The sequence below is a fragment of the Achromobacter sp. GQ309 genome (assembly GCF_059759315.1).
Map to the genome: position 1 here is coordinate 490,705 of NZ_JCAXDP010000005.1, position 25,173 is coordinate 515,877.

Consider the following 25,173-nt stretch of genomic DNA (forward strand, 5'->3'; position numbering starts at 1 on the left):
GCCACAAGCGGGGGAAAGCAGATAAAGGGCGCCGCGGCCGTGGGCCGCATGGGCTGGGCCGCAAGGCGGATATCAGCCGGGCTAGGGCGTCCGGTTTCACCTGAATGGATAGGATACCGGCCGTTGCAAGACCTTTCTTCGATTCCCCCGTAAAATCACGCCATTCAGCAAGGCTTCAACCATCTCTCAATAGACAGTACCTAAGGAGGACCACTCATGGCCCTAGTCTCCATGCGCCAGTTGCTCGACCACGCCGCCGAGCACGGCTACGGCATTCCGGCTTTCAACGTCAACAACCTGGAACAGGTCCAGGCCATCATGGAAGCCGCGGCGGAGACCGACAGCCCGGTGATCATGCAGGCCTCGGCCGGCGCGCGCAAATACGCGGGCGAAGGCTTCCTGAAGTACCTGATCCAGGCCGCCGTTGAGTCCTACCCGCACATCCCCGTGGTCATGCACCAGGATCACGGCCAATCGCCCAAGATCTGCCAGGGCGCCATCGACCTGGGCTTCTCCAGCGTCATGATGGACGGCTCGCTGAAAGAAGACGGCAAGACCATCGCCGACTACGACTACAACGTCGAAGTCACCAAGAAGGTCGTGGACATCGCGCACAAGCTGGGCGTGACCGTCGAAGGCGAACTCGGCTGCCTGGGTTCCCTGGAAACCATGGAAGGCGACAAGGAAGACGGCCACGGCGCCGACGGCAAGCTGACCATGGATCAGCTGCTGACCGACCCGGAACAAGCCGCCGACTTCGTGCGCCGCACGCAACTGGACGCCCTGGCAATCGCCATCGGCACCAGCCACGGCGCCTACAAGTTCACGCGCAAGCCCACCGGCGACATCCTGTCGATCTCCCGCATCAAGGAAATCCACGCCCGCCTGCCCAACACCCACCTGGTGATGCACGGCAGCTCCAGCGTGCCGCAGGAACTGCTGGCCGAGATCCGTGAATTCGGCGGCAACATGAAGGAAACCTACGGCGTGCCCGTCGAGGAAATCCAGGAAGCCATCAAGTACGGCGTGCGCAAGATCAATATCGACACCGATATCCGTCTGGCCATGACCGGCGCGATCCGCCGCTTCTTCGCCGAGAACCCCGAGAAATTCGACCCGCGCGAATACCTCAAGCCCGCCCGCGCCGCCGCCAAGGCGATCTGTGTCGCTCGCTACACGGAATTCGGCACCGCCGGCAACGCCAGCAAGATCAAGCCGCTGCCGCTGACCGAAATCGCCGCGCAGTACGCGTCGGGCAAGCTGTCGCAAGTGGTGCAATAAGGTCCTCGCCCATGCCGCCTTCTTGCGAAGGCGGCGCAGGCAGAAAAAGAGCTGGCCCGCGAGGACCAGCTCTTTTTGTTTTTGCGGCCATGACGGACGCGCGCGCTACGCCGGCGAATTCTTCCCGAAGCTTGGCACCGACCGATCCACGTGATGCCATGAAGGCGCCGAGTCCGTCCACAGGCTTGCCTTGGAATGAAACGCTTCGGGGTCATCCAGCGACCCTGCGCGCACGACTTCGTAGCCCATGCCTTCCGAATTGCCGAACAGCGGCGTGCCACACGCCGCACAGAAGCTGCGCATGACGGTGTGACCGGAGTCGCCCTGGTAGCGGTGCTCCTTGGGTTGTCCGCGCAGCAGCGTGACGGCGCCCGCGGGAAAGATCAGGGCGTGGGCCGGCGCGCCGCCGCTGGAGTACTGGCAGTCGCGGCAGTGACAGGTGGCGGCGGTGATGGGCTCGTCGGTGAGGGCGTAGCGGATGGCGCCGCACTGGCAGCCGCCTGTCATGTGGACCTGCGCGTCGGCGTGGGGCATGCGTTTGGGGGAAGCATCCTGCATACGGCTTTGTCTCCGGGCGGTGTTGCGCCGTGACGCTCGGGGGCGGCCGGCGCGAATCATGGATGGGAAAGAAAGCCTACCCCGCGCCCGGAGCGGCGGCAAGACGAACTTATTTGCAGTAATCTATGCGCTTTGCGGAAGCTGCCGTCCGGCGCCGCCTCCGCCTGGTGCCCGATTTCGTTTCCCTTCCCGCCCTGGCGTCCGCCCGCGGCGGGAATGTTCATTTTTGCCATAGGCCATTCCCGTGACTTCTGCTTTGCATGAATCCAGCATCAAGTCCCTGCCGCTGCTGGGACGCGGCAAGGTGCGCGATATGTACGCGGTCGGCGACGACAAGTTGCTGATCGTCGCGTCGGATCGCATCTCCGCATTTGACGTGATCCTTGACGACCCCATTCCCGGCAAGGGACAGGTGCTGACCGAACTGACCGAATTCTGGTTGCAGAAGCTGTCGCACATCCTGCCCAACCACTCGACCGGCGTGAAGCCCGAAGACGTGGTGGCGCCCGACGAAGTGGATCAGGTGCGCGGCCGCGCCGTGGTGGTCAAGCGTCTGAAGCCCATCCTGGTGGAAGCGGTTGCCCGCGGCTACCTGATCGGTTCGGGCTGGAAGGACTATCAGGCGACCGGCGCGGTTTGCGGCATCAAGCTGCCGGCCGGCCTGCAACAGGCCAGCAAGCTGCCCGAGCCCATCTTCACGCCCGCCGCCAAGGCCGAGTTCGGCATGCACGACGAGAACGTGGACTTCGCGCACGTGGTCAAGGAAGTCGGCCAGGAAATGGCCGAGCGCATCCGCGACGTGACGCTAAAGCTGTACGCCGAAGCCGCCGCCTTTGCCGCCACCAAGGGCATCATCATCGCCGACACCAAGTTCGAGTTCGGCCTGGACGACAACGGCACGCTGCACCTGATGGACGAAGTGCTGACGCCCGATTCGTCGCGCTTCTGGCCCGCCGACGGTTACCGCGTCGGCATCAGCCCCCCGTCGTTCGACAAGCAGTTCGTGCGCGACTGGCTCGAGACGCAAACGTGGGACAAGACCCCGCCCGCGCCGCGCCTGCCGCAGGAAGTGCTGGAAAAGACGGCCGCGAAGTACCGCGAAGCCCTGGACCGCCTGATCGCCTGATCGCGTCCACACCAAAAAAGCCGCTCGTCGTCCGAGCGGTTTTTTTTTTCGCCGGCGGGTCTCGACGTGGCGCCGCAGGCTGACGCACCCCACGGGCAAACCCGCATTTTCAGCGCGAAATTATTTCGGATTGTTACGCTATACTCGTCCGCTGCTTGATACGGGATTTCCGAGAAAAGGAGCGCCGCATGGTGATGATGCTGCCCTTTGTGACTGGGACGCTGGCAGTGTGGTTTGGACTCGTGGGCCGGCGCCGTCCGTGCGTGACCTTCTGGCTGCTGACCCTGGCCATCTTTGCCGCCTGGTGCAAATACCATATGACCAGCCCGCTGGCGTTGTCCCTGTGAAGCGGCGGCAATGATCTTCTCCAGCAATCCGGCGCGCGGCTCGCGCATCCTCAATGCCCTGGCGCTGCTCGGGGTCACCGGCCTCCTCTGCATCGCCTTCGCCTGGCAATTCGCCTACGACGAATTGCCGTGCCCGTTATGCCTGCTGCAGCGCGTGGCGCTGATCCTTGCGGGTGTGGGTTTCCTCTTGAACATGCGACTCGGACCGTCGCCGATGCACTATGCAATGAGCATTGCCGGCGCGCTGGCCGGCATGCTGGCCGCGGGACGCCAGGTGCTGCTGCACATTGCCCCGGGCGACGCGGGCTACGGCACGCCCTTTCTGGGCGTGCACTTCTATACCTGGGCCTTCGTTGCCTTCACGGCGATCATCGTGTTCTGCGTCGTCATGCTGTGCGTGGACCGCAAGTGGGGCGACAGCATGCTCAAAAAGCCCGTCTCGATGCTGGGCATGGTGGTCATGGCCCTGTTTTTCGTCGTCGCCCTGGCCAATGCCGGCAGCACCACGCTGCAGTGCGGTTTCGGACCCTGCCCGGACGATCCGGTCAGCTACCTTTGGCTGAAAAGCGCCACGTTGCCGTAGCAGTCTTCAGCGCCGGGTAAAATAGCGGGTTTCGCGGGCTGGTCCCGCGGTCCCCCGACATTTCGCGGCGCGTGCGCCGTGTCTCAACTACTAGACACCGGTTATGACAGACCAGACTTCCGCAGCGGCGCAAGCCTCCCCCGTGGTGGGCGTGATTATGGGATCTTCCAGCGATTGGGAGGTCATGAAGCACGCGGTGACGATGCTGGAGGATTTCGGCGTGGCCTACGAGGCGCGCGTCATCTCCGCGCACCGCATGCCGCAGGACATGGCCGAGTACGGCGCCGCGGCGCACCAGCGCGGCTTGCGCGGCATCATCGCCGGCGCCGGCGGCGCGGCGCACCTGCCGGGCATGATGGCTGCCCTGACCGAAGTGCCGGTGTTCGGCGTGCCGGTCCCCTCCAAATACCTGCGCGGCGAAGACTCGCTGCTGTCCATCGTGCAGATGCCCAAGGGCGTGCCGGTGGCCACCTTTGCCATCGGCGAAGCCGGCGCCGCCAACGCCGCGCTGCACGTGATCGCCACGCTGGCGGGCACCGATGCCGGTCTGCACGCAAAGCTCGTGGCGTTCCGCGCCCGCCAGACGCAGGTCGCGCGCGACATGAAGGTTCCGCCCGAGGCCTGATGCGAATGACTCAATCGACTCCTTTCCTGATCGCGCCCGGCGGCTGGCTGGGCATGCTGGGCGGCGGCCAACTGGGCCGCATGTTCTGTCACGCGGCGCAAAGCCTGGGCTACAAGGTCGCGGTGCTGGACCCGGCCGCGGAATGTCCGGCCGGCATGGTGGCCGACCTGCACATCCAGGCCGCCTATGACGACGAGGCCGGTCTGGCCCGCCTGGCGCAGACGTGCCAGGCCGTCACCACTGAATTCGAAAACGTTCCCGCGGACAGCCTGCGCGCGCTGGCTACCCAATGCCGCGTGAGCCCGGCTGGCGACGCCGTGGCCATCGTGCAGGACCGCATCGCTGAAAAGACCTTCATTGCCGCGCAAGGCATCCCGGTCGCGCCGCACGCCGCCATCCGCAGCGAAGCCGATCTGAACGCCGCATCGGACGCGCTGTTCCCCGGCATCCTCAAGGTGGCGCGCCTGGGATACGACGGCAAGGGCCAGGCCCGCATCAACACCCGCGAAGAAGCCATCGCCGCCTTCGCCGAATTCGGCGGTGTCGCTTGCGTGCTGGAAGCGCTGATGCCGCTGGACTACGAAATCTCGGTCGTGCTGGCGCGCGGCTTTGATGGTGCCAGCGTGGTGTTTCCCGTGGCGCGCAACGTGCATGTCGACGGCATCCTGGCCGTGTCCACCGCGGCGCCCGTGCAGCAGGATGCGGCCCACGCCGAACGCCAGGCCCGCGCCACCGAAGCCGCGCAGGCCATCGCGCAGGGGCTGGGCTATCACGGCGTGCTGTGCGTGGAATTCTTCGTGCTCAAGGACGGCAGTCTGATCGTCAACGAGATCGCGCCGCGTCCGCACAACAGCGGTCACTACACGATCGACGCCTGCGTCACCAGCCAGTTCGAGCAGCAGGCGCGCGCCATGGCCGGCCTGCCGCTGGGCGGCACCGACCTGCTGGCGCCCGCCGTCATGCTGAACATCCTGGGCGACATCTGGTACGCCGATGCCACGGGTGACGCCCAACGCGAGCCCGATTGGGCGGCCGCGCTGGCCGTGCCCTCGGCCAAGCTGCACCTGTACGGCAAGCGCGAGGCGCGCCGTGGCCGCAAGATGGGCCACATCACGATCGTGGCGGCCACCTTGCAGCAGGCCCGCGACGACGCCGCCCGCGTGGCCGCCGCGCTGGGCATGCAGGCGCCCGAGTAAGCGGCAAACCGATGTCCTCATCTCCGTCCGTCTCCGCCAGCGCCGCGGAAATCGCCCACGCCGCCCAGCGCATGCTGGACGGCGAACTGGCCGCCTTTCCGACCGAGACCGTTTACGGCCTGGGCGCGGACGCTGAAAACCCGCAGGCCGTCGCCAAGATCTACGCGGCCAAGGGCCGGCCCTCGAACCATCCCGTCATCGTGCATATCGCGCCGCAGGGCGACGTGGCGTATTGGGCGGCGCACGTGCCGCCCGAAGCGCAATTGCTGATCGACGCGTTCTGGCCGGGTCCGCTGACCTTGATCCTGAAGCGCGCGCCGCACATCGTCGACACGGTGAGCGGCGGGCAGGACAGCATCGGCATCCGTTGTCCGTCGCATCCGGTGGCGCAGGCGCTGCTGGCGGCGTTTGCGGCCGGCAAGCCGAACGGGCAGGGCGGCGTGGCGGCGCCATCGGCCAACAAGTTTGGCCAGGTGTCGCCCACCCGCGCCGAACACGTCCGCAACGAGTTTCCCGATGAAGTCGCGGCCGGCATGCCCGTGCTGGAAGGCGGCGCGTCGGACGTTGGCATCGAATCCACCATTCTCGACCTGTCGCGCCTGGATCGCGGCGCGGGGCCCGTGCTGCTGCGGCCCGGCCACATCAGCGCCGCGCAGATCGAGGCCGTGCTGGGCGTGCAGGTCTTTGCGCCCGACGCCGCGGCGCCGCGCGCGTCCGGCACGTTGAAGGCCCATTACGCGCCGCGCACGCCGCTGGAACTGGCCAACGAGGCCCGCATGAACGATGTGCTGGCCGGACGCAATCTGCCCGAAGGCCGCGTGGTGCTGGTGGCCTACGGCCCGCAACCCGCCGCAGCCGATCCCCGCGTGCAGTGGCAACCGGTATCCGCGGACCCGGCGCGCTATGCGCAGGCGCTGTACGGCCTGCTGCGCGATCTGGATGGTCAGGGCTATGCGCGCATCATCGTGCAGGCGCCGCCCGCCACCGATGACTGGCACGCGGTCAACGACCGCATCGGCCGCGCCGCCGCGGCCTTCACGCTGGACACCACCGGCCTGTAGCCTGCTGGCCGCTCACACCTGACCGCTCACGCGGCCAGGAATTCCCCGATCCGTTCCACGGCCTGCCGCAAGGGCGGCAGGAAGTCGTCTTGCAGGCGGCTGAGCGGCACGCGCGCCGCCTTCACGCTGACGTTCACCGCCCCGCAGGCCTTGCCGCTGGCCGATCGCACGGCCACCGAGATCGCGCGCACGTTCAATTCCAGTTCCTGGTCGACGACCGCATAGCCCTGCTCGCGGATGCGCGCCAGTTCCGCGCGCAGCTTTACCTCGGTGGTCAGCGTGAACTCGGTATAGGGCTGCAGGTCGGTCGCCGCGAAATACCGCGCCAGCGCAGGCTCCGGCAGTTCCGCCAGCAGTACGCGTCCGATGGACGTGCAATACGCGGGCAGGCGGCTTCCCAACCCCATCGACGTGGCCAGCAGGCGGTTCACCTCGGACCGCGCGAGGTAAAGCATTTCATGGCCTTCCATGATGGCGAGCGCGCAGGTCTCGTTCACGGTCGCGCTCAATTCTTCCAGCACGGGCTGCGCCAGCGAAACGAACGGCGTGGACGAAAAGTACGCGTAGCCCAGCCCCAGAATGCGCGGCGTCAGCACGTAAAGCCTGCCGTGCTGCTCGGCCATGCCCAAGAGGATCAGCGTGTGCAGGCAGCGTTGCACGACGGCGCGCGGCAGGCCGGCGCGCCGGCTCAGTTCGGCCGCGGTCTGCGGATGGCGGCGCGTGCCGAAGGCGCGGATGACGTGCAGGCCGCGCGCCAGCGTCAGCATATAGTCCGGATCGCCGCGCAACTGGTCCGGATGGTCTTCGGCCGTGGGCGGCGCGGCGTAGCCGGGAGCGGGCAGGTTGGGCAGCATCAGGCTGCGCGCAGGGGCGCGCCGGTGCGCGTCTGCAGTTCGGTCAGCGTCATGCCGTCGATCATATCCCGGACCACCAGGCCGTCCGGCGTGACGTCGATGACCGCGAGGTCCGTGTAGATGCGGTCCACCACGCCCGCGCCGGTCAGCGGATAGGTGCAGCGTTCGACGATCTTGGGATCACCGTTCTTGCTGTTGTGCTCCATCATGATGAACACGCTGCGCGCGCCCACGGCCAGATCCATCGCGCCGCCGACGGCCGGCGCTTCGCCGGGCTTGTTCAGCGACCAGTTCGCCAGATCGCCGTTGGCCGCAACCTGCATGCCCCCCATCACGCAAATGTCCAGATGGCCGCCGCGCATCATCGCGAACGAGTCCGCGTGATGGAAATACGAGCCGCCGGTCAGCAGGGTCACCGGTTGCTTGCCGGCGTTGATGAGGTCCAGGTTGATGTCGGCCTCGGCCGGGGGCGGCCCCATGCCGAGGATGCCGTTCTCGCTGTGAAGCACGATCTCTCGGCCCTCGGGTAGATGGGCGGCCACCAGCACCGGCATGCCGATGCCCAGGTTCACGTAGCTGCCGTCGGGAATGTCCAAGGCCAGGCGGCGCGCCATGGCTTCGCGGGTCAGGGGATGAAACATGCGGACTCCTTCAAGCGGAATGGCGTCAACTGGAAAAGGCGGCGTTGGGCACTTCGGTCACGCGCTTGACGAAGATGCCCGGCGTCACCACGGCCTCGGGCGGCAGTTCGCCCAGTTCAGCCTTGGCGCGCACCTGCACGATGGTCGTCTTGGCGGCCATGCACATGATGGGGCCGAAGTTGCGCGCGCTCATGTTGTAGGTCAGGTTGCCCCAGCGGTCGCCGCGGTCGGCCTTGACCAGCGCAAAGTCGCCATGCAGCGGCTCCTCGAACACGTGGCCGCGGCCGTTGATGATGCGGGTCTCCTTGCCGCGCGCAAGCTCGGTGCCGTAGGCGGTGGGCGTGAAGAAGCCGCCCAGTCCCGCGCCGGCCGCGCGCAGGCGTTCGGCGATGGTGCCTTGCGGCACGCATTCGAGTTCGATGCGGCCTTGCCGGTACAGCTCGTCAAAGACCCACGAGTGCGAGGCCTTTGGAAACGAGCAGATCACCTTGCGCACGCGCCCGGCCTTGACCAGCGCGGCCAGGCCCGTCTCGCGATTGCCGGCGTTGTTGCTGACCACGGTGAGTTCGCGCGCGCCCTGGTCGATGAGGGCGTGGATCAGTTCGGTGGGCATGCCGGCGCCGCCGAACCCGCTGATGAGCACGATGGCGCCGTCATGCACATCCGCAACGGCGGCTTCCGGCGTGTCGATGAACTTGTCGATCATGGGAGGGCTCCGATGAGGCGGACGCCGCGGCGCCCGGCCCCGCTCAGTTCACGGTGATGTTGGCCTGCTTGATGATCTCGGCGTAGCGTGCCGAGTCCTTCTTCATCAATTCGGCAAACTCCGCCGGCGTGCCGCCCACCGGCAGAAAGCCCGCATCCACGAACTTCTGGCGCACGTCCGGCTCCTTGACGATCTCGCTGATCTCGCGCGCCATGCGTTCGATGATCGGCTTGGGCGTGTTGGCCGGCGCCATCAGGCCGGCCCATGAGCCGGTGACAAAGCCCGGCATGCCGGCTTCTTCCATGGTGGGAATGTCCGGTTCCGTGGGCCAGCGTTCCTTGCCCGTGAACGCCAGCGCCTTCAGGCGGTTCTGCTTCACGTATTGCATCGGCACCAGCACGGGATCGAACACCATGCTCACGCGGTTGCCCAGGATGTCGGTCAGGATCGGCGCGCTGCCCTTGTACGCCACGTGCGTCATCGTGATCTTGTTCTGCAGCGCAAAGTCGGCGCCGGTCAGGTGCGCGCTGGAGCCGTTGCCACTGGATGCGTAGGTGAGCTTGTCCGGATTCTTGCGGGCATACGCGACCAGCTCCGCCACGGTCTTGACGGGAAGCTCGTTCGCCACGAACAGGAACAGCGGCAGGTCCGCCATCTGCACAACGGGCGTCAGGTCCGCGGGCGTGTAACCCAGCTTGTAGAGATGGAAGTTGATGATGTAGGCCGGCAGCATCGACAGGAACGTATAGCCGTCGGGTTCCGCCTTGGCGGCTAGCGCCGACCCCAGGCTGCTGTTTGCGCCGGGGCGATTCTCGACGACGATGGTCTGGTTCAGCCGCGGTCCCAGCTTTTCCATCACGATGCGCGTCACGATGTCGGTGGAACCGCCCGGCGTGTACGGCACGATGATCTTGATCGGCTTGCTGGGCCAGTTATCGGCCGCGTGGGCGGTGCCGGTGGCCACGCCGGCCGCCGCCAGCGCGGCGAACAGCACGTGTTTGATAACGCGGCGGCGGTCAGTGGCCGCCGGGTGATGAGGCTGCGACTTGCATGCATGTGCCATGGACTTGTCTCCTCCATGAATCGGCCGATTTGCCGCTGCGCGTCCGGGTTTTTATGTGACGCGACGGCTTTTAAGGGTCTGCGGCTTTGCCGGCTATCGGACAAAGACGCAAAAAAAGTATGGCACGGGGAAATCGGCACGACGGCGCATGTCTCCGTCAAAAAAGTTCGATCACCGGACAAGCGGTTCGTGTTGACCGGTGCGCCGTTTTTACGGGTTTTCACTAGGGATTGGCGCGTTGTTCACGCTGTGGACATGCCTTAATCTGGCGGCCGGTCCGGTAAGGCAGGACCTGGTTTCAACTGTCCCCGGCTACAAGCCCAGGGCGGTCATCTATCTCAGGAGAAGCAGAACATGAAGCGGAAATTGATGGTTGCGGCCGGCGCGATTGCCCTGGCCTGCGCGTCCCAGGCGGCGATGGCCGGTCCCACGCTGGACGCGGTGAAAAAGAAGGGATTCGTGCAATGCGGCCTGACGGACGGGGTCTCCGGATTCTCCGCGACGAACAGCAAGGGCGAATGGGAAGGCATGGACGTGGACATCTGCCGCGCGGTGGCGGCGGCGGTGTTTGGCGATGCCTCGAAGTTCAAGGGCACCGCGCTGTCCACCCAGCAACGCTTCACCGCGCTGCAATCGGGCGAGGTCGACGTGCTGCTGCGCACCGTGACGCTGACCCAGACGCGCGACACGTCGCTGGGCCTGTCCGCAGTTGCCGCCAGTTTCTATGACGGCCAGGGCATCCTGGTGAGCAAGAAGCTGGGCGTCAAGAGCGCCAAGGAACTGAACGGTGCCACGGTCTGCGTGCAGCCGGGCACCACCACCGAACTGAACCTGGCCGACTGGTTCCGCGCCAACAACATCGAGTTCAAGCCGGTCGTGATCGACAAGGTGACCGAAGTCGTGCGCGCCTTTGAATCCGGCCGCTGCGACGCCTTCACCGACGACGCCTCGCAACTGGCCGCCGTGCGCGCCACGCAGGTCGCCAACCCGAACGACTACGAGATCCTGCCGGAGCGTTTCTCCAAGGAGCCGCTGGGTCCCATGGTGCGCCAGGGCGACGAGAACTGGCTGGGCATCGTGCGCTGGACGCTGTTTGCGCTGCTGGAAGCCGAGGAATACGGCATCACGCAGAAGAACGTCGACGAAATGCTCAAGAGCAAGAACCCCAACGTGCTGCGCATCCTGGGCGTGACGCCGGGCGCCGGCAAGAATATGGGCCTGGATGAGAAGTGGGCCTACAACGCCATCAAGGCGGTAGGCAACTACAGCGAGGTGTTCGAGCGCAATGTGGGCAAGGACAGCAAGCTGGGCCTGCAACGCGGCACCAACGCGCTGTGGAACCAAGGCGGCGCGATGTATCCGTGGCCGATCCGTTGATGGGTAATCACCCATAGCGGAAGGACAAACCCGTCCGATGTGATCGCGCAAGGCCTCCTTCGGGAGGCCTTGCCGTTTCCGGGCGCGGCCCGAACGTGAACAGAGGGCGCCTCGGAAACGGGACGCCCTGGCACGTCTGCGATAGAATGCGAGCGATTCCCATTTGCAGATAACCGCCCGCCGCGCCATGCTTCCGCCTTCCACGCTTACCTCGGACCATCCTCTGCTGGCCCGGATCTACACCGAAGACAGGCCATGGCTGCTGGGCCGCCTTTACACCCGGCTGCGCAACCTCGAAGACGCCGAAGACGTCGCGGGCGACACGTTCGTGCAGCTCATCCAGACGCCGCGGCTCGCCTCCGTGCGCGAGCCGCGCGCCCTCATCATCACCATCGCGAAACGTCTGGTCTGGAAACTGTGGCGCCGCCGCGAGCTGGAAGCCGCGTGGCTGGAAAGCCTGTTCCATCAGGGCGAGCAGTTTGCGCCGTCGCCGCAGGAACAGCTTGCCATCCTGCAGACGCTGCAGCAGGTGGACCAGATGCTCGATGGCCTGTCGGCGAAGGCGCGCGCGGCATTCCTGTACAGCCAGCTCGACGGCCTGACGCACAAGGAAATCGCCGCCGCGCTGGGCGTGTCGGTCAGCATGGTGCGCCAGTACATCGCGCAGGCGCTGCAGCGCTGCTACGCGCTGGCGGACGCGCCATGAGCCGCGAGCAAAGCGCGGCCGAGGCCGGGGACCGCGCGATCGGCTTCTGGGTCAAGCTGACCTCGGGCGAGGCGACCGACGCCGATCACGCCGCCTGTGCCGCCTGGCGCGCGGCCGACCCGGTCCATGAACATGCCTGGGCGCGGCTGCAGCAGGGCCTGAGCCAGTCGGTGGGGCGGCTGGAAACGGTCATGAAGAACGAGCATCACGCGTTGCGGCGCACGCTGGTGCGCCCGGCGCGTCGCCGCGTGCTGCTCAACGCGGCCGCCTTGGCCGGCGCCGCAGCGGCCGGCGGCTGGGTGGCCAACCGCATCACGCCGTTGGGCAATCTGATGGCCGATCTGGGTACGGCCACGGGTGAACGCCGGACCTTCACGCTGCCGGACGGCAGCCTGCTGACCCTGGACGCGCGCAGCCGCGTGGATCTGGATTTCACGGCGGACGCGCGCAACGTGCGGCTGCTGGAGGGGGCGCTGGTGGTGCAACCGCGCACCGGTCTTTCGTCGATGTTCGCGGTGCATACGGCGCACGGGCAGGTCCGCAGCGCGGGCGCGGGCTGCATGGTGCGGCTGGTACAAGAGGCCAGCCTGGCCGTGGCCTTGCAGAACAGCATCGAGGTCCTGCCGCGCGAGTCTGCGCCCCTGACGCTGGCGATGGGGCAGGGCGCGCGCTTCGGCGAGGGCTGGGCGGACCGTCCGCAACCGATGGACGACGCCGCCGCGTGGCGCGAGGGGTGGCTGAAGGCGCGCGACCAGCCGCTGGGCGAAATTGCCGCGGCGCTGGCCAGCTACCGCACGGGCGTGCTGCGCGTCAGCCCGCAGGCCGCCCGCCTGGCCGTGTCCGGCCTCTATCCGCTGGACGACACCGACCGCGCGCTGAGCGCGTTGGAGCATACGTTGCCGATCACCATCAGCCGCTACACGCGCTGGCTGACCGTGATCGACGTCCGCGCCGCTTGAACGGCCTTTTTCATTTTTTTTCGCACGAGGACTGTCACTTTTCCGATCTCGCGGCACATACCCACATATCACTGTGCGCAACGTATCGGAGACCCTCATGCGCGTTTTGCCTGTTCCCCACGTCCTTAGCCTTGCCGTGGTCCTGGCGGCATCCAGCCTGGGCCAGCCGGCCCACGCCCAGCCGCGGGCGCCCATCGCGTTTGACCTGCCCGCCGGCAGCCTGGACGCCACGCTGACCGAAATCGCGCGGTTGACCCGGACCGTGGTGTCCTACGACCCGCAGCTTGTGCGCGGCCTGAATGCCCCGGCCGTGCAAGGCGTCTACACGATGGATGCGGCGCTGCGCGTCGCACTGGCCGGCAGCGGCCTGGAATCCACCCGGGCCGCCGACGGCACGCTGACCTTGCGGCGCGCGCCGGGCGCGCAGACCACGACGCTGGCGCCGGTCACCGTATCCGGCATGCTGCCGCCGGTGGACACCAGCGGCACGTACGTGGTGCAGGTCACCAACAGCGCCACGCGCCTGAACCTGTCGCCGCGCGAAACGCCGCAGTCCGTCACGGTGGTGACGCGCCAGCGCATGGACGATCAGTCCATGCAGAACCTGGACGACGTGCTGCAGGCAACCACCGGCATTTCGGTGGTGCAGAACGGCTCCGAACGCTCGGTGTACCAGGCGCGCGGCCAGTTAATCGACAACCTGCAGATCGACGGCGTGCCGGCCAACATCAGCAACGCGTATTCGTTTGACGCCATCAACAAACCCACCACCGAGATCTATGACCGCGTGGAGGTCGTGCGCGGCGCCACGGGCCTGTTGGAAGGGGCGGGCAATCCGGCTGCCGCCATCAATCTGGTGCGCAAGCGGCCCGGCTACGAGACCACAGGCGTCATGACGCTGTCGGCGGGGTCGTGGGACGACTATCGCACCATGCTGGACGTGTCCTCGCCCTTGAACGAGGCCAAGACGCTGCGCGGCCGTGCGGTGGTGGCCTACACCAACGCGGGCGACTTCCAGCAACGGGCGGGCAAGGAGAACTCGCTCTTCTACGGCATCCTGGAGGCCGACATCACGCCCGCCACCACGGTGACGGCGGGCCTGACCTACCAGAAGGACCGCAATCAGGGCTACGACTGGTCCGGACTGCCGACACGGGCTGATGGTTCTTTCTACCCGATGTCGCGCAAGACCGCCCTGGTCGGCGACTGGAATTACCTGAACAAGCGCAACACCAATCTGTTCGCCGACATCAAGCACGAATTCGGCAATGGCTGGAAGCTGACCGTAGCCGGCAACTGGCTGTCCGCCAAGTCGGACTTCCTGGGCAACTACACGCAGCGCACGACGGGCGATATCTTCACGCTGAATCCGCGCCTGTTCCAGTACGACGACACGCAGTGGGGCGTGGACGCCTACGCGTCCGGCCCGTTCCAGCTGCTGGGCCGCCAGCATGAGCTGGTGGTGGGCGCCACCACCCGCAAGGACGATTTCAGCTATCACGGCGGGCGCGACGCCGGCTATCGCTATCTGGTCGACATGAATGACCTGGGCGCCTTCAATCCGCCCGCGCCGACCGGGCTGGACGCGCATATGTGGCAGTACAACATCACGCAGAAGCAGCAGGGCATCTACACCGCGGGCCGCTTCAGCCTGACCGACAGCACGACCTTCATCCTGGGCGCGCGCATGAGCTGGTTCGAATTCGACCGCTTTGCGCAGACCACCGTGCGCACCGAAAGCCGGTACGAGCAGCGCGGCAAGGTCACGCCGTATGCGGGCGTGGTGCAGGACCTGAACGAAAACCTGTCGGCCTACGCCAGCTATACCGAAATCTTCAAGCCGCAGGAAAACATCGGCGTCGATGGCGGCGTGCTGCCGCCGATGACGGGGCAGAACTACGAAATCGGGTTGAAGGGCGAGTTCATGGACCGCCGGGTGAACGCCGCGCTGGCGCTGTTCCAGACGGACCAGAAGGGCCGGGCCGACCTGATCCAGGACAGCGACCTGTGCCCGCCGGGCATCTTCTCCTGCTACCGCGCTGCCGAGAAGGTGCGCAACCGCGGGGTGGACTTCGAGGTCAACGGCGCCATCACGCCAGCCTGGAACGTCAGCCTGGGCTACACCTACACGCAATCGAAGTACGCGCAGGGGCCGCAGTCCGGCCAGGTGTTTGCCAGCACCTACCCCCGCCACCTGCTGAAGGTGTCCACCGACTACCGTCTGCCGGACCAGTGGAACAAGCTGCGCGTGGGCGGCTCGGTGTACGCGCAGAGCGGCATCTTCAACGCCAGCGGCCCGGACGAAGACGAGTACAAGATCTCGCAGGGCGCGTACACGCTGGTCGGCCTGCATGCGGTCTACGACGTCAACAAGAACCTGGCGGTGCAGTTCAACGTGGACAACCTGTTCGACCGGAATTATTACCAGTCCGTGGGCAACACCAACTACTGGAACTACTTCGGCCAGCCGCGCACCTTCCGCCTCGCGCTGCGCGCCACGTTCTGACGGCGCCTGAACCCGGCGCGGCCGTCCGCGCCCCGGACGCCGCCCTGGTTTGTTCCGCCAAACGGAATCCCGCCTGGAATGGTTCCATGCGCGCAAGCGGAAATGGCACTATCGCGAATCCGCCAGGCTCCCTATGATGTCCGTTGCGCGGGTGGCCTTGCCACCCGCCTGCCATTGATAACTACCAGGGAAACAACGATGAACGGCGCCGACAGCCTCTGCGACACCTTGCTTGCCAATGATGTGGACGTTTGCTTTGCAAATCCGGGCACATCCGAGATGCACTTTGTGGCGGCCCTGGATCGCAAGCCCAAGATGCGCTGCGTGCTGGGCCTGTTCGAAGGCGTGGTGACGGGCGCGGCCGACGGCTATGCGCGCATGGCCGATAAGCCGGCAGCCACGCTGCTGCACCTGGGCCCGGGCCTGGGCAACGGTCTGGCGAACCTGCACAACGCCAAGCGCGCCCGCACCCCGATGGTCAACATCGTGGGCGACCACGCCACCTATCACGTCCAGTACGACGCGCCGCTGACCAGCGACGTGGAAGGCGTGGCGCGGCCGATGTCGCACTGGGTCAAGCGCACGATGACGGCGTCGGCCCTGTCCGCGGATGCCGCCGAGGCCGTGGCCGTGGCGCGCCGTTCGCCGGGCAACATCGCTACCCTGATCCTGCCGGCCGACACGGCCTGGACCGAACTGCCCGACAACGCGCCCGCGCCCATCGTGGCCAAGGACGAGCCGCTGGCGCAGACCACGGCTGAGGCCGTGCGCGCCGCCGCTGCCGCCATCCGTTCGGGGGAAGTCACCGTGCTGATGCTGGGCGGCGCCGCGCTGCGCGAGCGCGCCCTGAATGCCGCCGGCCGCATCGCGCGGGCCACGGGCGTGCGCCTGGTGTCGGAGACGTCGAACCGCCGTATCGAGCGTGGCGGTGCGCGCACCCCGGTGGACCGTCTGCCGTATCCGATCGACCTGGCCGTGGCCAAGCTGAAGGATGTGAAGCATCTGGTGCTGGCGGGTGCAAAGTCGCCGGTCGGTTTTTTTGCCTACCCCGGAAAGCCCAGCCTGCTGGCCCCGCAGGACAGCAACCAGCTCGTGCTGGCCACCGCCGACCAGGACCTGCCGCACGCGCTGGAATGGCTGGCCGACGAACTGGGCATCGCCGCCGACGCGCCGCGGCTGGTGGCGCCCGCGCCCAGCTACGAAGTGCCTGCGTCCGGCAAGCTGACCGGCGCCGCGGTCAACATCCTGGTCGCGCACCACCTGCCCGAACAGGCCATCGTCTGCGACGAGTCCATCACGCAGGGCCGCGAATTTCCGCTCTACAGCGTCAACAGCGCGCCGCACGACTGGCTGATGCTGACCGGCGGCGCCATCGGCATCGGCCTGCCGATGGCGACGGGCGCGGCAGTGGCGTGCCCCGATCGCAAGGTTGTGACCCTGCAGGCGGACGGCAGCGGCATGTACACCTTGCAGGCCTTGTGGACGCAGGCGCGCGAGAATCTGGATTGCCTGACCATCATCCTGGCCAACCGTTCCTACGCCACGCTGCACGGCGAGATGAAGAACGTGGGCGTGCAGGAACCGGGCCGCAACGCGCGCCGCATGCTGGACCTGCAGGATCCGCATCTGGAATGGACGCACCTGGCGCGCGGCATGGGCGTTGAAGCGGTCAGCGTGGATACGGTCGAAGGCTTTGCGCGTGCGCTGGCCGAAGGCTTGAAGCGCCGCGGCCCCTTCCTGATCGAAGCGGTGATCTGACGATTGCCGCATTGGCGCGTGCGCTTGGCGAACAGTCTTCGCACGCGCCCCGCTGCTACACCCCCAGATAGCGCGTCAACTGCTCCGGCTGCCGGGCCAGCGACGCGCTATCGCCATCCTGCACGATCAATCCCTTCTCCATGACCAGACACCGATCGGTGTGTTCCAGCACCGCGCGGTAGTTGCGGTCCACGATCAGCGTGGACATGCCGGTCGCGCGGATGTCGCGGATGATGCGCCATATCTCTGCCACGATCAGCGGCGCAAGGCCTTCGGTGGCCTCGTCCAGGATCAAGAGGTCGGGATTGGTCATCAACGCCCGGCCGATGGCCAGCATCTGCTGCTCGCCGCCCGACAACTGCTGACCGCCGTGGCCCAGGCGCTCGCGCAGGCGCGGAAACGTGTCCAGCACGCGCGCATACGTCCAGTCCTGGCCGGCGCGCTTGCCCGGCCTTGCGGCGACCTGCAGGTTCTCGCGCACGTTCAGGTTGGGAAAGATGCCGCGCCCCTCGGGCACGTAGGCCACACCCATACGCGCAATCGCGTGCGGCTGCGCATGCGTGCAGTCGTTGCCCCGCACCCGCACGTTGCCCTGTGCGCTTTTCACGTGGCCCATCAGGCTGCGGATGAGCGTGGTCTTGCCCATGCCATTGCGGCCCACCAGACCCACGGATTCGCCCGGTGCGATGTGCATGTCCACGCCTCGCAGCACATGGCTGGCGCCGTAGTAGACGTGCAGGCCGCCGGCTTCGATCAGCGTGTGCATCAATGCGCTCCTTGTCCGTCTTCGCCCAGGTAGGCGGTGCGCACCTCGGGATTGGCGCGGATCTGAGCCGGCGCGCCGCTCGCGATCGCGCTGCCGTTGACCATCACGGTGATGGTTTCGGCGATGCGGAACACCGCGTCCATGTCGTGTTCGACCAGCAGGATCGCGTGGCCGGCCTTCAGCGTTTGCAGCAGGTCGAGAATGCGGTCGGTTTCCTCGGGTCCCATGCCCGCCAGCGGTTCGTCCAGCAGCAGCACTTGCGGTTCGCCCGCCAGGCACATCGCGATCTCCAGCTGGCGTTTGCGGCCGTGGGCCAGCAGACCGGCGGGTTGCATCGCGTCGCCCGTCAGGCCCGTGCGGTCCAGCGCCTCGCCGGCCAGGTCGGCGCTGCGGCGGCAGCTCGCGGCGTCGCGCCACCAGTGCCAGAACCGCTGCCGGCTGGCCTGCGCCGCAAGCCGGCAGTTCTCGAACACGCTGAGTTCCGGAAAGATCGTGGATCGCTGGTAGCTGCGGCCCAGCCCGGCGCGTGCCCGTTCGGGTTGCGGCCAGGCGGTGATGTCGCGGCCCGCCAGCGTGACCTGCCCGCTGCTGGCCGCCAGTTCGCCCGACAGGATGTTGATGAGCGTGGACTTGCCCGCCCCGTTGGTGCCGATCACGGCGTGCACCTGGCCGCGCTGCAATTGCAGCGACACGCCGTTGACCGCCGTGAGACCGCCGAATCGGCGCGTGACCGCGGTGGCGGCGAGCAGGACATCAGACATGGCGTTCTCCCTGAATCGGCAGGCGGGGGGCGGGTGTCTTGGAGGGCGCGCGTGACGGCGTGATGGCGTCTCGGCCGGGGTCGCTTCGGGTGTCGCTTCGGTTGTCGATTCGGGTGTCCTTGCCTGCGCCCTTTCCAGCATCCGCCAAGCGCGCCTGCCGGCGCTCGCGCCATTGCGCCGGCAATCCTGCCAGCCCGTTCGGCAGCAACGCCACCAGCGCAATGATCGCGATGCCCAGCGGCAGATGCCAGTGGCGCGCGTAGTCGCCAAACAACTCCTGCGACTGGAACAGTTCCTGCAGCAGCACCATCGTCACCGTGCCCAGCACCGCGCCGCCCAGACTGCCCATGCCGCCCAGGATGACCATCAGCAGCACCAACCCGGACTGTTCCCACGCCAGCAGTTCGGGCGTGACGAAGCCGTCCTTCAACGCAAACAGAAAGCCCGCCAGCGCTGCGAGCGTGGCGCCGATGACGTACGCGGCCAGCTTGTACGGATAGGTCGAATAGCCCGCCGCGCGCATGCGCTGTTCGTTGATGCGAATGCCGGCCAGCGCCGCGCCGAAGGGCGAGCGCCGCAACAGCGCCAGAAACCCCCACGCCAGCGCCAGGCACGCCAGGACGAAGAAGTAGAACGTGCTGCCATTGCTTAAATCGAACGGCATCCAGCCGCCCAGCGAGAGTTCGGGCCGGAAGTACAGATAGATGCCGTCGCTGCCGCCGCCGATCTTGGTGTCGTGAAAGACGTAGTAGGCCATCTGCGAGAAGGCCAGCGTGACCATGATGAAGTACACGCCGCGCGTGCGCAGCGCGAGCGCGCCGGTGACCAGCGCATAGGCGGCGGCCGCGAGCAGGGCGGCTGGCAGCAGCCACCACAGCCCGGCCGCTTCCGACTCCGGCGACAGCAGCGCCGCCACGTACGCGCCGATGCCGAAGAACGCGGCGTGTCCCAGGCTGACCAGCCCGGCGCCGCCGACCAGCAGTTGCAGGCTCAGCGCGAAGATCGCGTAGATCATGATCTTCACCGCAAGGCCGGTGTAGTAATCACTACCGCTGAACGAAAAGGCGGCCAGCGCCAGCAGCGCGGCGAAGGGTAGAAGTCGGTTGAGCAGAGGCGTGCGCATGCGAGGGTCCTTTTGATGTCGACAGGACCTAGCCCTGTTTGAACAGCCCTTCGGGCTTGCATAGCAGAATGAAGGCCATCAGCAGATAGACCAGCACGCCCGCCGCGGAAGGGAACAGCACCTGGCCGAAGGTCTCGGCAAAGCCCACCAGCATCGCGGCCAGGAAGGCGCCGCGGATCGACCCGATGCCGCCGATCACCACCACCACGAAGCAGATGATGAGCACGCCGTTGCCCATGCCGGGATAGACCGACGACACGGGCGCGGCAATGCTGCCGGCCAGCGCCGCCAGCGCCACGCCCGCCGCGAACACCACGCGGTACAGCTTGTTGATGTCGATGCCCAGCGAGCTGATCATCTCGCGGTTGCTGGCCCCGGCACGCAGCATCATGCCCAGCCGGGTGCGCGATATGACCCAGTACAGCAGCATCGCCACCGCAATGCCCACGGCCGAGATGAAGAGCCGGTAGACGGGATATGTCATCACGTCGCCCAGCGCAATGCTGCCCTGCAGCCACGATGGCAGCGGCACCCCGTGCACGTCGTTGCCGACAAGAATGCTGCGCAGCTCCTCGAACACCAGGATCAGGCCGTAGGTCATCAGCACCTGCTGCAAGTGATTGCGCTTGTACAGGTAGCTGAAGAACGCGGCTTCAAGCAGGTAGCCCAGTACGGCGGCGGCCAGCACGCAGACCGCCAGCGTCGTGAGAAAGCCGCCGCCCAGCCAGCGGTCCACCACCGGACCCAGCGCAAACGCCATGTACGCGCCGATCATGTAGAAACTGCCGTGGGCCAGATTGATGATGCCCATGATCCCGAAGATCAGCGTGAGTCCGCTGGCCACCAGGAACAGCAGCAAGCCGTACTGGAATGCGTTCAGGCTCTGAATGAGCAGGATGCTGATGTCCATGGGGCCTCCCTGTGGCGGACGCGGTGCGTGGCGTTACAGCTTGCAGCCGCGCGCGGGGTCGGCCAGCTTCTGAACCGCGACTTCGACGACTTTGTTCTCCAGGCCGTCGACGCGGCGCAGGTAGATGTCCTGCACCGGGTTGCCCGCCTTGGACAGCGTGAACGAGCCGCGCGGGCTGTCGACGGTTGCCGTGCGCATGGCGCTGCGGAAGGCTTCCTTCTTCGAGAAATCGCCCTTCACGGCCGTGAGGCCCGACTGCATGAGCTGCGCGGCGTCATAGCCTTGCACCGCATAGACGTCCGGCTGCATCTTGTACGCCTTGGAATAGTCGGCGCGGAACGCGTTGTCGCGCGGCGTGTTCAGCCCGTCGGCGTAGTGCAGGGTGGTCAGCAGCCCCTGCGCGGACGCGCCCTGCGCCTGCAGCGTGCCGTCCGTCAGGAAGCCCGATCCGTACAGCGGAATCGTCTTGTCCAGGCCGGCCGCGTGATAGTCCTGCACGAACTTCACCGCGCCGCCGCCGGCAAAGAAGGTGAAGACCATGTCGGGCTTGAGCGCGGCAATCTCCGTCAGCAGGGATTGAAACTCCACGTTGGGAAACGGCAGGCTCAGTTCGCGCACAACCTTGCCGCCGGCTTTCTCGAAGCCTTCCTTGAAGCCGCCGATGGCTTCGTCGCCCGCCGCGTACTTCCACGTGATGGTCACGGCAGTCTTGTGGCCCTTGGCATATGCCACCGGTCCCATCGCATAGGCCGGCTGCCAGTTCGTGAACGAGGTGCGGAAGATGCCGGGGCCGCACAGCGGGCCGGTGATTGCGTTGGCGCCGGCGTTGGTCACGATCAGCGTGGTGTCGGCATCCTTGGCGGCTTTGGCCAGCGCCATCGCCACGCCCGAATGCACCGTGCCGATCAGCACGTCCACCTGGTCGCGCTTGATGAGGCGGTTGGCGTTTTCAGCGGCCTTGGCCGGGTTGGATTCGTCGTCCACCTTGAAGTATTCGATCTCGCGCCCGCCCAGCTTGCCGCCTTGCTCGGCAACGTAGAGCTTGAAGCCGTTCTCGATGGCGTTGCCCAGCGCGGCGAAGGTGCCGCTGTAGGGCAGCATGAAGCCGACCTTGAGCTTGTCGTCGGCATGCGCGCCGCTTGCGGCGATCGTCAGGGCGGCGGCCAGCGCGGCCCGGGTCAGGACGTGGTTCATGGTTTGTCTCCGTGCTTGTTATGGGCGGACGCCTGGGCCGGTAGCAGGGCCAGGGTCAACCGGGTTTTTCCAGCGCGCCCACAAAGCGTGCGGCGGCCTGGACAACGGTGGCGGGCTGATCCCGGTGCGGCGAATGCCCACAGTCCGGTATCTCCAGCAATTCGGTTTGCGGCGCGCGCCGACGGATGCCGCGCACCTGCTCGAGCGTGCCGTATTCGTCGTCCATGCCCTGGATGGCCAGCACGGGACAGGTGATACGGTTCAATTCGTCTTCGATGTTCCACGCCCGGAATTCGGGCTTCAACCAGATGTCGTTCCAGCCCCAGAATGCCGAGTCGACATCCTGGTGATGACGCCCCAGCCGCGCGCGCAGATCTGATTCCAGATAGGCCTGGCGCGCCTGCGCGATGCTGGTCACCGAGACGTCCTCGACAAAGATGTGCGGCGCTGCAACCACCACGCCGGCGACCGCGTCTGGATACCGCGCGGGGTACAGCAACGCGATCGAGCCGCCGTCGCTATGACCGAACAACACGGGCTTGTCGTGGTGCGCGTTCACGCCCAGGACTTCAAGCAGGGCGGGCAGCACCTCGTGCGCCTCGCGATGCATGAAGTCCACAGGCCACGCTTCGCGCAGCGGGCGCGCGGTGGACTGGCCATAGCCGTAGCGCGAATACACCAGACCGCGGCAGCCGGCCGCATCGCAGACCCGTTGCGGAAAGTCCTTCCACATCGACACCGATCCCAGCCCCTCGTGCAGGAACACGATGAGCGGCGCATCGGCGCGTTCCGGCGCGATCCACGCGCATTCCAGCCGCATGTCGCGGCCGCGCGCATGCAGGTTGGCAAAGACCGCGGCGGCCTCCGTGGTGGCAGTCATAGCGCGGCCTCTTCCAGCGCACGCAAGCGGAACCGTTGGATCTTGCCGGTGGCGGTCTTGGGCAGTTCTTCCAGGAAGTCGATCTGGCGCGGGTACTTGAACGGCGCCAGATGCTGCTTCACGTAATGCTGCAAGGCGGCGCCGGTCTGCGCGTCGGGCTCGAAGCCGGCGCGCAGCACCACATAGGCCTTCGTCTTGACCAGGCCGTCGTGATCCGGCACGCCGATCACAGCGGCTTCCAGCACCGCCTCGTGCTGGATCAGGATGTTCTCGACTTCCACCGGCGACACGTACTGGCCGCTGACCTTGATCATGTCGTCGCTGCGGCCGGCGTAGGTGTAGTAGCCGTCTGGATCGCACACGTACTTGTCGCCGCTTTTCAGCCAGTCGCCCAGGAAGCACTGACGCGTCTTGTCGCGGTTGTTCCAGTACATCAGCGCGGCGCTGGGGCCCTTGATGTAGAGATCGCCGATGGCGCCCGGCGCAACCGGCGCGCCATTGTCGTCGCGCAATTGCACCTCGTAGCCGGGCACGGGCTTGCCCGTGGTGCCGTAGCGCAACTGGCCTGCGCGGTTCGAAATAAAGATGTGCAGCATCTCGGTCGAGCCGATGCCGTCCAGGATTTCGCAACCGAAATGGCGCGTGAAGCGCTCGCCGATGTCGCGCGGCAGGGCTTCGCCGGCGGACGTGCAGACGCGCATGGCCACCTGCTCGCGGGCGGGCAGGTCGGGCGAGGCCAGCATGCTGGCATACAGCGTCGGCACGCCATAAAAAACCGTGGGACGATGCCGGACCAGACGCTGGAACACGGCCTGCGGCGTGGGGCGCTCGGCCATCAGCACGACGGTGGCGCCCACCGACAGCGGAAACGTCAGGCCATTGCCCAGGCCGTACGCAAAGAACAGCTTCGCAGCCGAGAACGCCACGTCGTCTTCGCGGATGCCGAGCACGGGTTTGGCATAGAGTTCGGCCGTGTGCCAGAGATTGCCGTGCGTGTGCACCACGCCCTTGGGCTTGCCCGTGGACCCGGACGAGTACAGCCAGAACGCAATCTCGTCGGACAGCGTCCGCGCGGCGGGCGCGAGCGGGGCGGCCGCCAGCAGGGATTCGAATTCGTGGGCGCCGTCCGGCAGGTTTGCGCCCGGCTGCGAAACGACCAGGTGTTCGATATCCGCCGGGGCCTGGGCCAGCGCCGATTGCAGCACCGGCAGCAATGCGCCCGACACGAACACGGCCCGAACGCGGCTGTGCGCAATGATGTAGGCGTAGTCGTCGGCGGTGAGCAGCGTGTTCACGGCCACCGGCACCACGCCGGCGTGCAGCGCGCCCAGGAACACCACCGGCCAGTCGGCCGTGTCCTGCATCAGCAACAGGATGCGTTCCTCGCGGCGCAGGCCCAGATTGCGCAGTGCTCCGGCCATGCGGGCCACGCGCTCGGCCAGATCTCCGTACGTGAGCTGGCGGGTGTCGTCGATGTAGGCCAGCTTGTTGGCGCGCGGCGCGTTCAGCGCTGCCAGGTGGCTGGCGAAATTCAGTTCGGCGGGGCAGGTGTTCACGGTTGTCTCCTGATGTCCTGGTGGGCGGACGCCGTGCCTGTGGTTGTTGTTGGCGGCAGGGCGGGTGTCCGAACCGGCTGTCAGCCGGGGCGCGTGAATTCGATGGCCCCGCCGGGCAGCAGATACAGCACCAGGGCGCGGCCCTGCGTCACGGTGGGACAGTGCGCCGACCCCGGGCCGTAGACCAGCCAGCCGGCCCCGTGGCCATCAAAGCGGGCGTCTTCGGTGAGCGGCATGATCATGTCGATCTCGCCATTGGGATGCGCGTGGTGCGGGCCGGCCAGGTCGATCATGTCGACGACGTCCACCGAGCAGCCGCCCAGGTCATCGGCGGGCTTGATGACCCGGCCGTACTTGATGCCGCCGCCTTCGCGGTTGCACATCCAGCCGTCGGCCACGCCCTGCCTACAGGTGGCAAAGATGTCCTGGAACAGCGCGCTGTCCGGACCGGCCGCGTCATTGAGCCGGGCCTGCAGCGCTGCATCCAGCGGCTGGCCGGCCGTCAGACGCGTCACGTCGCGCATCAGGGCATGGAATTGGTCAGGCGTACTCACCAGGCGGCTCCTTTACACTGTCGGCGCTCGGCAGTCCTGTGGACTGCTGTTTTTTTGCACCGGATCGGCTGTGGACTCGTTG

The 25,173-nt window shown here is 66.7% G+C and carries 25 protein-coding genes; 12 read left to right on the forward strand and 13 right to left on the reverse strand.

Annotated elements, in window-relative coordinates:
• Positions 1-216: 216 nt before the first annotated feature.
• Positions 217-1,281 (forward strand): class II fructose-bisphosphate aldolase, encoded by a 1,065-nt coding sequence (gene fba / locus AC6CIE_RS18530; RefSeq protein WP_056326713.1) that lies wholly within the window; start codon positions 217-219, stop codon positions 1,279-1,281.
• A gap of 105 nt (positions 1,282-1,386) precedes the next feature.
• On the opposite strand, the gene AC6CIE_RS18535 is transcribed toward fba, so the two are convergent.
• The gene (locus AC6CIE_RS18535; RefSeq protein ID WP_239215972.1) at positions 1,387-1,839 is read right to left on the reverse strand and encodes a GFA family protein; all 453 of its coding nucleotides are present in this window, start codon (positions 1,837-1,839) and stop codon (positions 1,387-1,389) included.
• A 244-nt stretch (positions 1,840-2,083) separates the two neighbouring features.
• Between AC6CIE_RS18535 and AC6CIE_RS18540 the strand changes: the two genes are divergently transcribed.
• The 6 genes from AC6CIE_RS18540 to AC6CIE_RS18565 all read left to right on the forward strand — a co-directional run bounded on the left by AC6CIE_RS18540 (position 2,084) and on the right by AC6CIE_RS18565 (position 6,777).
• Positions 2,084-2,965 carry a phosphoribosylaminoimidazolesuccinocarboxamide synthase gene (locus tag AC6CIE_RS18540; protein WP_175125873.1) on the forward strand — a complete coding sequence of 294 codons (882 nt, stop codon included), beginning with the start codon at positions 2,084-2,086 and terminating at the stop codon, positions 2,963-2,965.
• 188 nt (positions 2,966-3,153) lie between these two features.
• A complete protein-coding gene (locus AC6CIE_RS18545; RefSeq protein WP_175138208.1) occupies positions 3,154-3,312 on the forward strand; it encodes a DUF5993 family protein in 159 nt (52 codons plus the stop codon).
• 10 nt (positions 3,313-3,322) lie between these two features.
• Positions 3,323-3,895, forward strand: coding sequence for a disulfide bond formation protein B (locus tag AC6CIE_RS18550; RefSeq protein ID WP_498093271.1), 573 nt, complete (start codon positions 3,323-3,325; stop codon positions 3,893-3,895).
• 103 nt (positions 3,896-3,998) lie between these two features.
• On the forward strand, positions 3,999-4,520 hold the full coding sequence (purE, locus tag AC6CIE_RS18555; protein ID WP_175125876.1) for a 5-(carboxyamino)imidazole ribonucleotide mutase: 522 nt from the start codon (positions 3,999-4,001) through the stop codon (positions 4,518-4,520).
• Positions 4,521-4,525: 5 nt separating this feature from the next.
• Positions 4,526-5,716: a 5-(carboxyamino)imidazole ribonucleotide synthase gene (locus AC6CIE_RS18560; protein WP_175186257.1), complete on the forward strand. Its 1,191-nt coding sequence runs from the start codon at positions 4,526-4,528 to the stop codon at positions 5,714-5,716.
• Between the two features lie 11 nt (positions 5,717-5,727).
• Positions 5,728-6,777 (forward strand): L-threonylcarbamoyladenylate synthase, encoded by a 1,050-nt coding sequence (locus AC6CIE_RS18565; RefSeq protein WP_498093273.1) that lies wholly within the window; start codon positions 5,728-5,730, stop codon positions 6,775-6,777.
• 26 nt (positions 6,778-6,803) lie between these two features.
• Here the strand turns inward: AC6CIE_RS18565 and AC6CIE_RS18570 are convergent, their stop codons facing one another.
• Genes AC6CIE_RS18570 through AC6CIE_RS18585 form a run of 4 tightly spaced genes read right to left on the reverse strand, consistent with a single transcriptional unit; the run spans position 6,804 to position 10,041 of the window.
• Complete coding sequence (locus AC6CIE_RS18570; RefSeq protein ID WP_452001445.1) at positions 6,804-7,631, reverse strand: IclR family transcriptional regulator domain-containing protein; 828 nt, start codon at positions 7,629-7,631, stop codon at positions 6,804-6,806.
• Positions 7,631-8,272 (reverse strand): 3-oxoacid CoA-transferase subunit B, encoded by a 642-nt coding sequence (locus AC6CIE_RS18575; protein WP_175125880.1) that lies wholly within the window; start codon positions 8,270-8,272, stop codon positions 7,631-7,633. The genes AC6CIE_RS18570 and AC6CIE_RS18575 overlap by 1 nt, the downstream gene beginning before the upstream one ends.
• A 25-nt stretch (positions 8,273-8,297) precedes the next feature.
• Positions 8,298-8,978: a 3-oxoacid CoA-transferase subunit A gene (locus AC6CIE_RS18580; RefSeq protein ID WP_175186261.1), complete on the reverse strand. Its 681-nt coding sequence runs from the start codon at positions 8,976-8,978 to the stop codon at positions 8,298-8,300.
• 43 nt (positions 8,979-9,021) lie between these two features.
• Positions 9,022-10,041 (reverse strand): Bug family tripartite tricarboxylate transporter substrate binding protein, encoded by a 1,020-nt coding sequence (locus tag AC6CIE_RS18585; protein ID WP_498093275.1) that lies wholly within the window; start codon positions 10,039-10,041, stop codon positions 9,022-9,024.
• Positions 10,042-10,395: 354 nt separating this feature from the next.
• Between AC6CIE_RS18585 and AC6CIE_RS18590 the strand changes: the two genes are divergently transcribed.
• From AC6CIE_RS18590 to AC6CIE_RS18610, 5 genes are all read left to right on the forward strand, one after another.
• The gene (locus AC6CIE_RS18590) at positions 10,396-11,418 is read left to right on the forward strand and encodes an amino acid ABC transporter substrate-binding protein (protein WP_063953202.1); all 1,023 of its coding nucleotides are present in this window, start codon (positions 10,396-10,398) and stop codon (positions 11,416-11,418) included.
• A 187-nt stretch (positions 11,419-11,605) separates the two neighbouring features.
• Positions 11,606-12,124 (forward strand): sigma-70 family RNA polymerase sigma factor, encoded by a 519-nt coding sequence (locus AC6CIE_RS18595; protein WP_105240177.1) that lies wholly within the window; start codon positions 11,606-11,608, stop codon positions 12,122-12,124.
• Positions 12,121-13,083, forward strand: coding sequence for a FecR domain-containing protein (locus tag AC6CIE_RS18600; RefSeq protein ID WP_498093277.1), 963 nt, complete (start codon positions 12,121-12,123; stop codon positions 13,081-13,083). The genes AC6CIE_RS18595 and AC6CIE_RS18600 overlap by 4 nt, the downstream gene beginning before the upstream one ends.
• Positions 13,084-13,180: 97 nt before the next feature.
• Positions 13,181-15,589, forward strand: a complete 2,409-nt coding sequence (locus AC6CIE_RS18605) for a TonB-dependent siderophore receptor (RefSeq protein ID WP_498093279.1) — start codon at positions 13,181-13,183, stop codon at positions 15,587-15,589.
• A gap of 198 nt (positions 15,590-15,787) precedes the next feature.
• Complete coding sequence (locus tag AC6CIE_RS18610; RefSeq protein WP_239215984.1) at positions 15,788-17,347, forward strand: acetolactate synthase large subunit; 1,560 nt, start codon at positions 15,788-15,790, stop codon at positions 17,345-17,347.
• A gap of 55 nt (positions 17,348-17,402) precedes the next feature.
• On the opposite strand, the gene AC6CIE_RS18615 is transcribed toward AC6CIE_RS18610, so the two are convergent.
• The 8 genes from AC6CIE_RS18615 to AC6CIE_RS18650 form a co-directional block, all read right to left on the reverse strand.
• Positions 17,403-18,113, reverse strand: coding sequence for an ABC transporter ATP-binding protein (locus AC6CIE_RS18615; protein ID WP_279972351.1), 711 nt, complete (start codon positions 18,111-18,113; stop codon positions 17,403-17,405).
• Positions 18,113-18,874 (reverse strand): ABC transporter ATP-binding protein, encoded by a 762-nt coding sequence (locus AC6CIE_RS18620; protein ID WP_175186265.1) that lies wholly within the window; start codon positions 18,872-18,874, stop codon positions 18,113-18,115. The genes AC6CIE_RS18615 and AC6CIE_RS18620 overlap by 1 nt, the downstream gene beginning before the upstream one ends.
• Positions 18,867-19,997 carry a branched-chain amino acid ABC transporter permease gene (locus tag AC6CIE_RS18625; protein ID WP_239215986.1) on the reverse strand — a complete coding sequence of 377 codons (1,131 nt, stop codon included), beginning with the start codon at positions 19,995-19,997 and terminating at the stop codon, positions 18,867-18,869. The genes AC6CIE_RS18620 and AC6CIE_RS18625 overlap by 8 nt, the downstream gene beginning before the upstream one ends.
• Positions 19,998-20,025: 28 nt before the next feature.
• On the reverse strand, positions 20,026-20,907 hold the full coding sequence (locus tag AC6CIE_RS18630; protein ID WP_175125889.1) for a branched-chain amino acid ABC transporter permease: 882 nt from the start codon (positions 20,905-20,907) through the stop codon (positions 20,026-20,028).
• A 33-nt stretch (positions 20,908-20,940) separates the two neighbouring features.
• Complete coding sequence (locus AC6CIE_RS18635) at positions 20,941-22,101, reverse strand: ABC transporter substrate-binding protein (RefSeq protein ID WP_175125890.1); 1,161 nt, start codon at positions 22,099-22,101, stop codon at positions 20,941-20,943.
• 55 nt (positions 22,102-22,156) lie between these two features.
• Complete coding sequence (locus AC6CIE_RS18640) at positions 22,157-22,981, reverse strand: alpha/beta fold hydrolase (protein ID WP_498093282.1); 825 nt, start codon at positions 22,979-22,981, stop codon at positions 22,157-22,159.
• Positions 22,978-24,537 carry a benzoate-CoA ligase family protein gene (locus AC6CIE_RS18645; protein ID WP_239215988.1) on the reverse strand — a complete coding sequence of 520 codons (1,560 nt, stop codon included), beginning with the start codon at positions 24,535-24,537 and terminating at the stop codon, positions 22,978-22,980. The genes AC6CIE_RS18640 and AC6CIE_RS18645 overlap by 4 nt, the downstream gene beginning before the upstream one ends.
• Before the next feature lie 80 nt (positions 24,538-24,617).
• The gene (locus AC6CIE_RS18650; RefSeq protein WP_239215989.1) at positions 24,618-25,091 is read right to left on the reverse strand and encodes a DUF4863 family protein; all 474 of its coding nucleotides are present in this window, start codon (positions 25,089-25,091) and stop codon (positions 24,618-24,620) included.
• Positions 25,092-25,173 lie beyond the last annotated feature (82 nt).

Bases quoted from the DNA above. Each gene is read 5' to 3' on its own strand.
- AC6CIE_RS18545 (WP_175138208.1), top strand. From the start codon at position 3,154: ATGGTGATGATGCTGCCCTTTGTGACTGGGACGCTGGCAGTGTGGTTT.
- AC6CIE_RS18570 (WP_452001445.1), bottom strand. From the start codon at position 7,631: ATGCTGCCCAACCTGCCCGCTCCCGGCTACGCCGCGCCGCCCACGGCC.
- AC6CIE_RS18625 (WP_239215986.1), bottom strand. From the start codon at position 19,997: ATGCGCACGCCTCTGCTCAACCGACTTCTACCCTTCGCCGCGCTGCTG.
- AC6CIE_RS18575 (WP_175125880.1), bottom strand. From the start codon at position 8,272: ATGTTTCATCCCCTGACCCGCGAAGCCATGGCGCGCCGCCTGGCCTTG.
- AC6CIE_RS18635 (WP_175125890.1), bottom strand. From the start codon at position 22,101: ATGAACCACGTCCTGACCCGGGCCGCGCTGGCCGCCGCCCTGACGATC.
- AC6CIE_RS18550 (WP_498093271.1), top strand. From the start codon at position 3,323: ATGATCTTCTCCAGCAATCCGGCGCGCGGCTCGCGCATCCTCAATGCC.
- AC6CIE_RS18605 (WP_498093279.1), top strand. From the start codon at position 13,181: ATGCGCGTTTTGCCTGTTCCCCACGTCCTTAGCCTTGCCGTGGTCCTG.
- AC6CIE_RS18610 (WP_239215984.1), top strand. From the start codon at position 15,788: ATGAACGGCGCCGACAGCCTCTGCGACACCTTGCTTGCCAATGATGTG.
- AC6CIE_RS18590 (WP_063953202.1), top strand. From the start codon at position 10,396: ATGAAGCGGAAATTGATGGTTGCGGCCGGCGCGATTGCCCTGGCCTGC.
- fba (WP_056326713.1), top strand. From the start codon at position 217: ATGGCCCTAGTCTCCATGCGCCAGTTGCTCGACCACGCCGCCGAGCAC.
- AC6CIE_RS18560 (WP_175186257.1), top strand. From the start codon at position 4,526: ATGACTCAATCGACTCCTTTCCTGATCGCGCCCGGCGGCTGGCTGGGC.
- AC6CIE_RS18600 (WP_498093277.1), top strand. From the start codon at position 12,121: ATGAGCCGCGAGCAAAGCGCGGCCGAGGCCGGGGACCGCGCGATCGGC.
- AC6CIE_RS18620 (WP_175186265.1), bottom strand. From the start codon at position 18,874: ATGTCTGATGTCCTGCTCGCCGCCACCGCGGTCACGCGCCGATTCGGC.
- AC6CIE_RS18615 (WP_279972351.1), bottom strand. From the start codon at position 18,113: ATGCACACGCTGATCGAAGCCGGCGGCCTGCACGTCTACTACGGCGCC.
- AC6CIE_RS18595 (WP_105240177.1), top strand. From the start codon at position 11,606: ATGCTTCCGCCTTCCACGCTTACCTCGGACCATCCTCTGCTGGCCCGG.
- AC6CIE_RS18535 (WP_239215972.1), bottom strand. From the start codon at position 1,839: ATGCAGGATGCTTCCCCCAAACGCATGCCCCACGCCGACGCGCAGGTC.
- AC6CIE_RS18640 (WP_498093282.1), bottom strand. From the start codon at position 22,981: ATGACTGCCACCACGGAGGCCGCCGCGGTCTTTGCCAACCTGCATGCG.
- AC6CIE_RS18630 (WP_175125889.1), bottom strand. From the start codon at position 20,907: ATGGACATCAGCATCCTGCTCATTCAGAGCCTGAACGCATTCCAGTAC.
- AC6CIE_RS18580 (WP_175186261.1), bottom strand. From the start codon at position 8,978: ATGATCGACAAGTTCATCGACACGCCGGAAGCCGCCGTTGCGGATGTG.
- AC6CIE_RS18585 (WP_498093275.1), bottom strand. From the start codon at position 10,041: ATGGCACATGCATGCAAGTCGCAGCCTCATCACCCGGCGGCCACTGAC.
- AC6CIE_RS18565 (WP_498093273.1), top strand. From the start codon at position 5,728: ATGTCCTCATCTCCGTCCGTCTCCGCCAGCGCCGCGGAAATCGCCCAC.
- purE (WP_175125876.1), top strand. From the start codon at position 3,999: ATGACAGACCAGACTTCCGCAGCGGCGCAAGCCTCCCCCGTGGTGGGC.